Source organism: Bradyrhizobium sp. LB11.1, from assembly GCF_040549385.1.
Taxonomy (GTDB): Bacteria; Pseudomonadota; Alphaproteobacteria; order Rhizobiales; family Xanthobacteraceae; genus Bradyrhizobium.
The window spans coordinates 466,633-478,557 of sequence record NZ_JBEPTH010000001.1; the positions used below are offsets into that span (position 1 = coordinate 466,633).

The window sequence follows — 11,925 nt, forward strand, 5'->3', positions numbered from 1 at the left end:
TCTCAGTCGAACAAGTTGGCAAGGCGCTGCTTCATCTGGTCGGCGATGTAGAGCGCGAGGGCCTGGATGGTGGAGGTCGGGTTCACGCCGCCCGAGGTGACGAAGATGCTGCCGTCGACGATGAAGAGGTTTTTCACGTCGTGCGTGCGGCCCCAGTCGTTGACGACGGATTTTTTGGGATCGGTGCCCATCCGCGCAGTACCGAGCAAGTGCCAGCCGCCCCACGGGATCGGCGAGTTGACGCAGATGTCGGTCGCCCCCGCTGTCTCGAGGATCTCCCGGCCGCGGGCGAGCGCGTGGTCCATCATCTTCTGGCTGTTCTCAGAGATCGTGTAGTTGATTTTCGGTGCGGGAATGCCGTGGCTGTCCTTCAGCACGGGATCGAGCGTAACCTGGTTGTGCTCTTCCGGCAGGTCCTCGCAGATTGCGGAGAAACCCAGCCGATGTCCATTGAGCTTGCGGAACACACGGTGATGATCCGCGCCCCACGGCAGAATGCCCTTCTGCTCGCTGACGACGGCCTCGAACACCGGCCCCGCCCCGCGCACGAACTGGACGCCATAGCCGCGCACGAAGCCGCGCGAGAGGTCTGTGTCGTACCACTCCTTGCTCCACAAGCAAGTCGGCGGCGCACGGTTGCTGTCGGTCGGTTGTTTCACATAGCCGTAGATCTGCGCATAGGGATGGAACATCAAATTCTTGCCGACAAGCCCCGACGAATTGGCAAGGCCGTTCGGAAAGCGGTCAGATTTTGAGTTCAGCAGCAGCCGCGGCGTACCGACACCGTTGCAGGCGATGATGACGACATGCGCCGGCTGGAACTGTTCCACGCCGTCCTTGTCGTAGTAGATCACGCCGGTGGCCATGCCATTCTCGTCGGTCGTGATCTCACGCACCCGACAATGGGTGCGCAGCTCGACGCCGGCGCGGATCGCATGCGGCCAATAGGTGATGTCGGTGGAAGATTTCGCACCTTGCGCGCACGCCGGCGTACAATGGCCGAGATTGATGCAGCGCGCGCGGCCCTCATAGTCTGTGGTCGCGACCGTCGTATCCGACGGCCACCAGTGCCAGCCGAGCTTGTTCATGGCCTTGCCGATGATCGCGCCTGACAATCCCATCGGCTGCTGCGGCATCGGCGGATGCGTCAGGGGCGAGAGCGGATCACCCGACAGGCCCGACGTCCCCATCATCTTGTCGTTCTCTTCGAAAAAGGGCGTCAGCGCGTCGTAGTCGATTGGCCAGTCGTCGGCGACGCCGTCGAGCGTTTTGACCTTGAAGTCCGAGGGATGCAGCCGCGGCCAATGCGCGGTGTACATCACCGTTGAGCCACCGACGGCGTTGTAGTTGACGACTTTGATCGGCGAATTGTCGTCGTTGATCGGATAGTCCTCGGACCGGCCGCGAATGTTGGGGCTCGACGACCACTCCCCGTAGAACTTGGCCTCCCAATCCCGGCCCGTGCTCGGATATTCCGCCGGGTTCATCCAGCCGCCCTGTTCCAGGCAGAGAATGTGCATCTTGGTCTCGGCCAGCGACCACGCCATCGCCGCGCCCGAAGCGCCGGCGCCGATGATCAGGACGTCCACGGGGTCTTTCATCAAAACGTCTTCCTCCCGCCCTCGCCGCTTCAAGGGCGATTCGGCCGTTGCTGCCTTAATGTACAGCGTCGAACGATAAGGGCAGACCGGCCGGCGAGTAAAGGCTGGCGCGCGAATGTCGCACTTCGCACAGCGCAGACCATTGGTATCATCCCGTCCGGATGCTAGGAACGAGGAGCAAGAGCAATCGATAGCGAGAAGTTATGTCCTCGAGGAATTCATTTGCCGCTACCCGCGCCTTCGCGCTGGTTTTGTTTCTCGCTCTGTCCGGATTTCTGGGGACGTCCAACCCCGCCGCCGCGGTGACTGCGGCTGCAACGGTCCGGGATGCCAATTCGATCCAGCTCGGCGACGTCACCTACCGGCTGGACGGCGTCGACGCGCCCGAGCTGGACCAGGTCTGCATCGACGATCACGCCGATCCCTGGACCTGTGGCATCGAGGCCCGCGACCAGCTCACCAAGCTCATCGGCGGAAAGCCCGTTCGTTGCGACGATGTCGGTCCCGAGAAGAACTTTGGCAAGCGCCATCGCGCGATCTGCACGGTCGAGGCCGACAAGGTCTCGCTGAACGAGCAGCTGCTCAAACTGGGCTTTGCCATCGCGCGCGAGCCCCTCAAGGCCAACGTCAAGCCCGCGGCGGCCGAGGCCAGGACGGCGTCGGCCGGCATCTGGAAGGGCTGCTTTGTTGCACCGCAAGAATTCCGCACGGGCAAGAAGGACGGCTCCTTGCTCGGCGCCGCCTGCCGCTCCGACCGCGACAAGGAGATTCGCGCGGCGCTGTTTCCGGAGAACCTGACGGCGCCGCCGAGCTGCGCCATCAAGGGCAAGCTCGCGGTGCGCGCGCGCGTCACCGGCAATGTCGGCATCTATCATTTGCGGGGTTGCCCGAGCTACGCCGCGACCACCAAGCCGGATCGCTGGTTCTGCTCGGAGGACGACGCTCAGGCCTCGGGCTTCCGCAAGGCCTACAATTGCCGCCGGCCAAAGTGAAAAGTGGTTCACGCAGCCGTGAGTGGTAAACCGAGACAGTATTGATCCGGAATTGAACTCCCGTCGCGAGTTGTTACACTTATATATGTACGCAAGCGCTTTGCGCGAGCGTTTCCTTGGCAGGCGATCCTCACCGGATTGTCTTTGCTCGGGCGTTTCCTCCCTAGACTTGGGCCGCTTGTCACAACAAGCGGCTCTTCTTTTTTGCGCAGCACTAGCTGTGCATCTGAATGAACTGATCCATCGGCGGCATGTTCTGGTTGAGATGGGACATGATCCAGACGGTTCCCCCAACCACCAGGAAGACAACCAGAAGACCGAAGGCCAGTGCCAGCACGTTGTTGGTGTTGTCCGGGCCCGTGGTGATGTGCAGGAAGAACACCAGATGCACACCCATCTGGGCAATCGCCAGCACGATCAGCGCAACGGGGATCGACGGCTGCCAGACCAGATCGGTACCAGCGACAAAGAACGAGGTCGCGGTGAGCAACAGCGCGAGACCCAGACCGACGACATAGCCGACGATACGCTCGCCGACGCTGTGTTGCTCTTCATCGCCAGGCGCGATGTCGTGCTCGACATGCATGTGCGTCTGATCGCTCATACGCCACTCCCAAGCAAGTATACGACGGAAAACACCCCGACCCAGATGATGTCGAGCGCATGCCAGAACAGCGCAAAACACATCATTCGGCGCAGGACGTCGGCGCGAAAGCCCTTTGCGAAAACCTGGGCCATCATGGTGAGCAGCCACAAGACGCCGGCCGAGACATGTAGGCCGTGGCACCCGACCAGCGAGAAGAACGCACTCAGGAAGGCGCTGCGCGACGGGCCATAGCCGCGGGAGACGAGATCGGCGAACTCTCGGAACTCGATGGCCAGGAAGATGAGGCCGAGCACACAGGTCACGGCCATGCCGAGATAGAACCAGAACCGGTTGCGAACGTCGGCCGCGATGCTGGCCATACCGCAGGTAAAACTCGACAGCAGCAGGCAGACCGTCTCGATCGCGACGTTGCGCTGCTCGAAGATCTCCGACCCCTTGGGGCCGCCGGCAGTCTGGTCGGCCAGCACCGCATAGGCCGCGAAGAAGCAGGAGAACATCACGATGTCGGAGAGCAGGAACACCCAGAAGCCGTAGGCGGTGACTGTGCGCTTCGGCGCAGGCCCAGGATGCTCGACGACGAGCCCGATGTGATGGGGATCGGCATGCGCGTGGCCGGCGGCCGCGGTCATCGACATCAGACTGTCCCCGCCATGCTGACGAGACTGCGCCGTTCTTCGAGGTTGACGCGATCTATCGCTGCGACCTCATCGGCCGGAATGACGTATTCGTCATGGTCGCGCCAGGCGAAGACGACGAAGGTCGCGAACGCGCCGATGCCGCCCAGGATCACCATCCACCAGATGTGCCAGATCAGCGCGAAGCCCATGATGGTGGCGAAGAACGCGCAGACAAAGCCTGTCGGCGAGTTCCTGGGCATCTCGATGTCGTGATACTCAGGCTCTTCGTGCTCGAGTGATTGCTGCTGGGCGCGGCTCTTCATATCCCAATAGGCGTCCTCGCCGCGCACATCGGGATGGAAGGCGAAATTGAACACCGGCGGCGGCGATGAGGTCGCCCATTCCAGCGAGCGGCCGTCCCAGGGATCGCCGGTGCGGTCGCGCAACGCCTCGCGGTTGCGGATGCTGACGATGATCTGCATGATCTGGCAGATGACGCCGATCGACAGGACCGCCATCCCGACCGCTGCCACGATCATCCAGGGCCGCCACTCCGCGACATTATAGTGCTGCATGCGCCGCGTCATGCCGAGCATGCCGGCCACGTAGAGCGGCACGAAGGTGACGTAGAAGCCGAGAAACGTAAACCAAAACGCAAGCTTGCCCCAGCGCGCGTCGAGCCGGAAGCCGAACGCTTTTGGAAACCAGTATTCGAAACCGGCGAAGGCGCCGAACAGCACGCCGCCGATGATGACGTTGTGGAAGTGCGCGACCAGAAACATGCTGTTGTGGAGCATGAAGTCGGCCGGCGGCACCGCGACCAGCACACCCGTCAAGCCGCCGATGATGAAGGTGACCATGAAGCCTATCGACCACAGCATCGGCGTCTCGAAGCGGATGCGTCCGCCATACATCGTGAACAGCCAGTTGTAGATCTTCACCCCGGTCGGTATCGCGATGATCATGCTGGCGATGCCGAAGATGGCGTTGACGTCGGGGCCGGCGCCCATCGTGAAGAAATGGTGCAGCCAGACCATGAAGGAGATGATGCAGATCGCCATGGTCGCGAGCACCATCGAGCGATAGCCGAACAGCGCCTTGCCGGAGAAGGTCGAGACCACCTCGGAGAAGATACCGAAGGCCGGCAGCACCAGGATGTAGACCTCCGGATGTCCCCAGGCCCAGATCAAATTCATGAACATCATGACGTTGCCGCCGGCTTCATTGGTGAAGAAGTGGAAGCCGAGGTAACGATCGAGCAGCAGCATCGCGAGAGTCGCGGTGAGGATCGGAAACGCCGCGACGATCAGGAGGTTCGAGGCCAGCGTGGTCCAGCAGAACATCGGCATGCGCAGATAGTTCATGCCCTTGGTTCGCAGCTTCAGCACCGTCGTGACGAGGTTGATACCGGCGACCAGCGTGCCGACGCCGGAGATCTGGAGCGACCAGGCGTAGTAGTCGACGCCGACGCCGGGCGAGTAGGACAGCTCCGATAGCGGCGGAAAGGCGAGCCAACCGGTCCGCGCGAACTCTCCGATCACGAGCGATAAATTGACCAGCAGCGCGCCCGTCGCGGTCAGCCAGAAGCCGACCGAGTTGAGCGTCGGAAACGCCACATCGCGCACGCCGAGCTGCAACGGCACGACCAGGTTCATCAAGCCGATCACGAACGGCATCGCGACGAAGAAGATCATGATGGTGCCGTGCGCCGAAAATATCTGGTTGTAGTGCTCCGGCGGCAGATAGCCCTGCGACTGAAAGGCAACGGCCTGCTGGATCCGCATCATGACGGCGTCGCTGCCACCGCGGAGCAGCATCACGGACGCCAGCAGGATGTACATCACGCCGATGCGCTTGTGATCGACGCTGGTAATCCATTCGTGCCAGAGATAGGGCAGATGTCCCTTGACCACGACCCAGGCGAGCACGGCGAGGATTCCGACCAGCACGATCGCGCCTGCGACGAGCGGAATGGGCTGATCGAACGGAATGGCCGACCAGTCGAGCTTACCGAGCATCGTGGCCTCCACTGTGCGGGCGGCCGGCATCGGAGACGAGCTCCGGCCCGGGTCCCGGCGGAATGTGCTGGGTTGCGATCAGGTCGAACAGGCGCGGGTCTTCCAGACGATAGGTCGGCCTGCCTCTCTCGATGCCCTGCTGCTTCAGCTTCGTGTAACTGTCTTCGTTCAGCACGGCGTCGGTCTTCGCGGTGGTCGCGACCCAGTCCGGAAAGGCGAGCGGCGAGATCACGTTGACGTCGAACATCATGTCGGGAAAACCGTCGCCGGAGAAATGTGCCGATATCCCCTTGAGCTTGCCTTCATTGTCGGCACGCAGGTTCAGCCTCGTCACCATGCCGTTCATGGTGTAGATCATGCTGCCGAGCTGCGGGATAAAGAACGTGTTCATCACGCTCGACGATGTTAGTTGGAAATTCAGCTCGGCGCCGGCCGGTACAGTCAGCGAGTTGACCGTGGCGATGCGCTGGTCCGGATAGATGAAGAGCCATTTCCAGTCGAGTGAGACGGCCTGGATGCGCAACGGGCTGCCCGTACCCGGCACGGGCGCCGCGGGATCGAGCTGGTGCGAACCGATCCACGCGACGCCGCCAAGCAGGATCACGGTGAGTGCGGGGATCGCCCACACCACCATTTCGACGCGACCGGAATAGACGAAGTCCGGCTGGTAGTGTGCTTTCGTGTTGGACGCGCGAAACCAGAACGCAAATGCCAGGATCGCGATGATGGTCGGAACCACGATCGCGAGCATGATGAAGACGGAATCGACCAAAATGGTACTGTTGGCCGCAGCCACGGGCCCTTGTGGATCAAGCAAATTCATCGGCAAGCCACTGGCGGTTGGGAGTCCCCGGGAGAGAGCCTAACGCGGGAAAGGCTCCGCGACAAACGCGATCGCGTGAGGTCGGTTCCTCCAGACGCTCGCTCAAGCGTGTGCAATCTCGCGTGGCGGCATGCAATTCCGTGCGATGTCAATGACATCCGCGCGGGACGGCCGACCTTCTCACCCCCGCACGCCGTTGCTATCGTCAGCGAAAACGCGGGATGGAACGAGATGCAGGGTCCAGAGGACGATGCCGGCTTCGCCGGCAAGGTGGCATTGATCAGTGGTGGCGGCGCTGCGGGCGACGGCATCGGCAACGGCCGCGCTGCAGCAATTCTGCTGGCACGCGCCGGCGCGAAGGTGCTGGTGGCCGATCGTGACCTCAAGCTCGCCGAACGTACGGCGGAGATGATCACGGGCGAAGGCGGTACTGCCGCGGCTCATGGCGGCGATGTGACCAGCGAGGGCGATTGCAAGAAACTCGTCGAAGCCGCCCTCGACCGCTGGGGCCGGCTCGACTTCCTCGACAACAACGTCGGCATCGGCAGCCGCGGCAGCGTGGTCGACGAGACGCCCGAGCAATACCGCCGCGTCATGCAGGTCAATGTCGAGACGATGTTCCTGCTGTCCAAGTACGCGATCCCCGCCATGATCAAAACCGCCAAGGGCGGCGCGATCGTCAACATCTCCTCGATCTCGGCGCTGCGGCCACGCGGGCTCACGACCTACACGACCTCGAAGGCCGCCATCATCGGGCTCACGCGCGCGATGGCGGTCGATCACGGCCGCGACAACATCCGCGTCAACTGCATCTGCCCCGGACCGATGTACACGCCGATGGTCTATGCCCGCGGCATGAGCGAGCAGGCGCGCGCCCAGCGTGCCAGGGCCTCCGTGCTCAAGACCGAAGGTACCGGCTGGGACGTCGGCCACGCCGTCAAATTCCTGCTCAGCAATTTTGCACGCTACATCACCGGCCAGGTATTGGTGGTCGACGGCGGCGTGACGCTGCAAGCCCCCGAACGCGAGTCGCAAGAACACTAAAGGAAACACAGCAATGGCCCGCCTGCCCTATCTCGAGCCCGATCAGGTCGCACCCGAATATCGCGACATGCTCAAGCGCAACACCAATCTGCACAAGCTGCTGGTCAATTCGCCGGACATGGCACGCGCCTTCAACGGCATTGGCGGCTACATCCGTTTCAAGAGCAAGCTCGATCCGCGGCTGCGCGAGCTTGCGATTCTCCAGGTCGGCTGGATGGAGAAGTCGGAATACGAATTCACCCATCATGTGAAGATCGGCAAGGAATTCGGCGTCACCGACGGGGACATCGCCGGCCTGATGGCGGAGACCGAGGGCAAGCCGTCGAATCTGGAGCCGCTCGCCAGGACGATCCTGAAAGGCGCCCGCGAGATGGTGCGCGAGCTTGCGATGTCGGACGCGACGTTCGCCGAGATCAAGACACATCTCTCTGACGAGCACATGGTCGACCTCGTGCTCACCATCGCCTTCTATTGCGGAGTGGTGCGCGTGCTCGCCACCATGAAGATCGACAACGAACCGTATTACAAAGAGGTGCTCCAGCAGTACCCGATCCCGGGAGTGAAGTGAGATGCGATTGAAGGACAAGATTGCGATCGTCGTCGGCGCCGGCCAGAGCCCCGGTGAAGGCATGGGCAACGGCCGGGCCACCGCACTCACCTTCGCGCGCGAGGGCGCAAAGGTGCTGTGTGTGGACCATCATCTGGAGTCGGCGCAGGAGACCGTCGATCTGATCGCCGCGAAGCAAGGCACCGCCGCGGCCTTCAAGGCCAACGTGACCAGTTCGGCCGACATCAAGGCGATGGTCGCCGACGCCCAATCGCGCTGGGGCCGGATCGACGTGCTGCACAACAATGTCGGCGTCAGCCTGTCCGGCGGCGATGCCGAGCTGCTTCAAATCACCGAAGAGGCGTTCGACCGCGTCGTCGCCATCAATCTGAAGAGCTGCATTCTGGCGGCCAAGGAAGTGATCCCGATCATGCGCGCGCAGAACAGCGGCGCCATCATCAATATCTCCTCGATGGCCGCGATCACCACCTATCCTTACGTCGCCTACAAGGCGACGAAATCGGCGATGATCGCCTTCACCGAACAGCTCGCCTACCAAAACGCCGAATACGGCATTCGCGCCAACGTCATCCTCCCCGGCCTGATGAACACGCCGATGGCCGTCGACACCCGCGCCCGCGAATGGCACAAGACCCGCGCCGAAGTTGAAGCCGAACGCGACAGCAAGGTGCCACTACGCAAGAAGATGGGCACCGGATGGGATGTTGCCAATGCCGCGCTGTTCCTGGCGTCGGACGAGGCGAATTTCATCACGGGTGTGACGCTGCCCGTGGATGGCGGGGCCAGCGTGAGACGGGGGTAGATCCTCTCTCTCTCCTCGCAAGCTGGGAGAGAGAAAAGCCAAATCAGTGCGTCACCCGCCAGATCGTGCCGCCCGTGTCCTCCGACACCAGCAGCGCGCCATCCTTCGCCACCGCGATGCCGACCGGCCGTCCCCACACCTGGCTGTCGTTCACGACGAAGCCCGTGACAAAGTCCTCGTATTCCCCGGTCGGCTTGCTGTCCTTCATCTTGATGCGGATCACCTTGTAGCCGGTGCGCTTCGACCGATTCCAGGAGCCGTGCTCGGCGGCGAAGGCGTCACCCCGATATTCGGATGGAAACTGCGTGCCCTGGTAGAAGGTCATGCCGAGCGAGGCCGAATGCGGCTGCACCAGCACGTCCGGCACCGTCACCTTGTCCTTGAGGTCCGGCCGCGCGCCGGCATGTCGCGGATCTTCATTATTGCCGATGTAGAACCACGGCCAACCGTAAAAGGCGCCCTCCTTCACGCTGGTGACGTAGTCGGGCACGAGATCGTCGCCGAGGCCGTCGCGCTCGTTGGTCGAGCACCACGGCAAGCCGGTCTGCGGCTGGATCGCAAGGCCGACACAATTGCGGATGCCGGTGGCATAGAGCTTGCGATCCTTACCTTCGGGATCGAAGGCGAGCACGGCTGCACGCTCGGTCTCATAGCCCCAGGACGCGCCGACGGCTTGGGTGCGCGACCAGGCCTCGAGCCCGCCGGGCGGGCGCCCCATGCCTTCGGCGACATTGCTGGCGGAGCCGACGGACACCAGCATGCGCTTGCCGTCCGGCGTGAAAACGATATCGCGAGTGGTGTGAGCGGATCCGGCGGGCAGGCTCGCTACCACCGTCTCCACCTTGGCGGATGCCTTGAGATCGCCGACCCGATAAGGAAACCGAACGACGCTGCCTGCGTTGGCGATATAAACCCATTGCGGATTGTCGCCGTTGGGGAAGAACGCAATGCCAAAAGGGCGATTGAGCCCGCTGGCAAAGACCTCATTCGTCGCAACCTTGCCACCCTCGCCCAGACGCAGCACGCGAATACGCCCCGGCCCGGTCTCGGCAACGAAGATGTCGCCATTCGGCGCGACCCGCAGCACGCGCGCGTCGGACAGGCCGTCGGCCAAAAGCTCGATCTTGAATCCCTCCGGCACGAGCGGCGTGACGCTTCCGCGCGCCGTCACGCGCGTGGCGTTCGAGACCGACGGCGAGGCGCCGGGCTTTGCCAAATCCTGCGGGCGGATCAGCCTGCCGGTGCCGGGCTTGTCGGCCTGCCAGCTGCCATAGGCGTCCTTGCCTTGCAGCACGGGCTCGGCTTGCGCACCGGCGCAGGTCACCAGCAGCCATACAGACACCATCATGTGCGAAACATGAATCTTCACGTCATCTTCCTTCCGGGATTCATCTGCCAAATTCCACGTCAGCTCATGCCCGCACGATGTGCATTGGGTGCGACCCATCGTACTGGAAAATGGCGCGGATCGGTGCAACACATTGTAAGGGCACGGCCGCCGGTTGCGGTCATCAAAGCTGCGGCATCAACGTCGCGATTGATGGGGTGATCATGTGGGGATCGATAATATCAGAATGGGCGAGCTTGCTGCTGCGTGGGCTGCACGTGGTGGCCGCGATCGCCTGGATCGGCAGCTCCTTCTATTTCATCGCCCTCGACCTCGGCCTCAAACCCAAGAGCAACCTGCCTGATGGCGTGCAGGGCGAGGCCTGGCAAGTCCATGGCGGCGGCTTCTACCGGATCATGAAATATCTGGTGGCGCCGACCCAGATGCCGGACGAGCTCACCTGGTTCAAATGGGAGGCCTACACCACATGGCTGTCCGGATTCGCGCTGATGGTCGTGGTGTACTATCTCGACGCTGACCTGTTCCTCGTCGACAAGTCGATCCTCGACCTCACACCATTCCAGGCCGGATTGTTCAGCTTCTGTAGTCTTGCGCTGGCCTGGCTGCTCTATGAGGCCGCCTGCCGCACCGGGCTCGCGCAGCGCGAGCTGCCCTTTGCCATCGGCGGCTATCTGTTCCTGGTCGCGCTGACCTACGCCTTCACCCACGTGCTGAGCGGGCGCGGCGCCTTTAATCAGATCGGCGCGATCATCGGCACCATCATGGTGGCCAACGTCTTTGCGGTGATCATCCCGAACCAGAAGAAGATCGTCGTCAGCCTGATCGCGGGCCAGGCGCCCGACCCGAAACTCGGCAAGACCAGCAAGGAGCGCTCGGTCCACAACAACTATCTGACGCTGCCGGTCGTCGTGCTGATGATCAGCAACCACTATCCCCTGCTCTACGCCACGCGCTTCAACTGGATCATCGTCGCGATCGTGCTGGCGCTGGGGCCGGTGATCCGCCACTTCTTCAACGAGGGCCATGCCGGGCGCAAATCGCCGTGGTGGGTATGGGGCGTGGCTGCGGCCGGTGCGATCGCGATCCTCTTCCTCTCCGCGGCCGGACCGCGCGAAGCCAGGACGGGCGCATTGTCGGCGCAGCCGACACTCGCCAATGTCGAAGACATCGTGATGTCCCGCTGCAGCATGTGCCATGCGGCCGAGCCGGTCTGGGCCGGCATTGTCACCGCGCCGAAGGGCATCCTGCTCGATGCTCCCGAGCACATCCATCGCAACATCCGCCTGATCGGCCGAGTGGCTGCATGGTCCAACGCGATGCCGCCGGGCAACCTCACCGAAATGACCAGCGAGGAGCGCGCCATCCTCGCCGCCTATATCGGCGAGCAGGATCGCTGAAGCCATTGACCGCTATGCGTCGATAGAGCACTTTCCCAGAATGATATTCCGCATCTCCCGCCGATTTGAAAATGACTTGATCGCCTATTCATCGTAGACAGGAACGCG

The 11,925-nt window shown here is 62.6% G+C and carries 11 protein-coding genes; 5 read left to right on the forward strand and 6 right to left on the reverse strand.

The annotated features are described in order from the left end of the window. Positions 1 to 2 precede the first annotated feature (2 nt). Positions 3 to 1,601, reverse strand: coding sequence for a GMC family oxidoreductase (locus ABIA96_RS02050; RefSeq protein ID WP_354135340.1), 1,599 nt, complete (start codon positions 1,599 to 1,601; stop codon positions 3 to 5). Positions 1,602 to 1,804: 203 nt separating this feature from the next. Here ABIA96_RS02050 and ABIA96_RS02055 point away from each other — a divergent pair, with 203 nt between their 5' ends. Further along, positions 1,805 to 2,593 (forward strand): thermonuclease family protein, encoded by a 789-nt coding sequence (locus ABIA96_RS02055; RefSeq protein ID WP_354135341.1) that lies wholly within the window; start codon positions 1,805 to 1,807, stop codon positions 2,591 to 2,593. A gap of 214 nt (positions 2,594 to 2,807) precedes the next feature. On the opposite strand, the gene cyoD is transcribed toward ABIA96_RS02055, so the two are convergent. Genes cyoD through ABIA96_RS02075 form a run of 4 tightly spaced genes read right to left on the reverse strand, consistent with a single transcriptional unit; the run spans position 2,808 to position 6,658 of the window. After that, on the reverse strand, positions 2,808 to 3,197 hold the full coding sequence (gene cyoD, locus ABIA96_RS02060; RefSeq protein ID WP_354135342.1) for a cytochrome o ubiquinol oxidase subunit IV: 390 nt from the start codon (positions 3,195 to 3,197) through the stop codon (positions 2,808 to 2,810). Then, positions 3,194 to 3,835 carry a cytochrome (ubi)quinol oxidase subunit III gene (locus tag ABIA96_RS02065; RefSeq protein ID WP_354135343.1) on the reverse strand — a complete coding sequence of 214 codons (642 nt, stop codon included), beginning with the start codon at positions 3,833 to 3,835 and terminating at the stop codon, positions 3,194 to 3,196. The genes cyoD and ABIA96_RS02065 overlap by 4 nt, the downstream gene beginning before the upstream one ends. Beyond that, on the reverse strand, positions 3,835 to 5,835 hold the full coding sequence (gene cyoB / locus ABIA96_RS02070) for a cytochrome o ubiquinol oxidase subunit I (RefSeq protein WP_354135344.1): 2,001 nt from the start codon (positions 5,833 to 5,835) through the stop codon (positions 3,835 to 3,837). The genes ABIA96_RS02065 and cyoB overlap by 1 nt, the downstream gene beginning before the upstream one ends. Further along, a complete protein-coding gene (locus ABIA96_RS02075) occupies positions 5,825 to 6,658 on the reverse strand; it encodes a cytochrome ubiquinol oxidase subunit II family protein (protein ID WP_354135345.1) in 834 nt (277 codons plus the stop codon). The genes cyoB and ABIA96_RS02075 overlap by 11 nt, the downstream gene beginning before the upstream one ends. A gap of 231 nt (positions 6,659 to 6,889) precedes the next feature. On the opposite strand from ABIA96_RS02075, the gene ABIA96_RS02080 reads away from it, so the two are divergent. The 3 genes from ABIA96_RS02080 to ABIA96_RS02090 are packed head-to-tail and all read left to right on the forward strand — an operon-like array spanning position 6,890 to position 9,072. Then, positions 6,890 to 7,702: an SDR family NAD(P)-dependent oxidoreductase gene (locus ABIA96_RS02080; protein WP_354135346.1), complete on the forward strand. Its 813-nt coding sequence runs from the start codon at positions 6,890 to 6,892 to the stop codon at positions 7,700 to 7,702. Positions 7,703 to 7,715: 13 nt separating this feature from the next. Continuing rightward, entirely contained in the window at positions 7,716 to 8,270 is a 555-nt protein-coding gene (locus ABIA96_RS02085) for a carboxymuconolactone decarboxylase family protein (protein ID WP_354135347.1), read from the forward strand. Position 8,271: 1 nt separating this feature from the next. Further along, positions 8,272 to 9,072: an SDR family NAD(P)-dependent oxidoreductase gene (locus ABIA96_RS02090; protein ID WP_354135348.1), complete on the forward strand. Its 801-nt coding sequence runs from the start codon at positions 8,272 to 8,274 to the stop codon at positions 9,070 to 9,072. 43 nt (positions 9,073 to 9,115) lie between these two features. Here the strand turns inward: ABIA96_RS02090 and ABIA96_RS02095 are convergent, their stop codons facing one another. Continuing rightward, positions 9,116 to 10,417, reverse strand: coding sequence for a PQQ-dependent sugar dehydrogenase (locus ABIA96_RS02095; RefSeq protein ID WP_502918797.1), 1,302 nt, complete (start codon positions 10,415 to 10,417; stop codon positions 9,116 to 9,118). Positions 10,418 to 10,623: 206 nt separating this feature from the next. Here ABIA96_RS02095 and ABIA96_RS02100 point away from each other — a divergent pair, with 206 nt between their 5' ends. Further along, positions 10,624 to 11,817: a urate hydroxylase PuuD gene (locus ABIA96_RS02100; protein ID WP_354135349.1), complete on the forward strand. Its 1,194-nt coding sequence runs from the start codon at positions 10,624 to 10,626 to the stop codon at positions 11,815 to 11,817. Positions 11,818 to 11,925 lie beyond the last annotated feature (108 nt).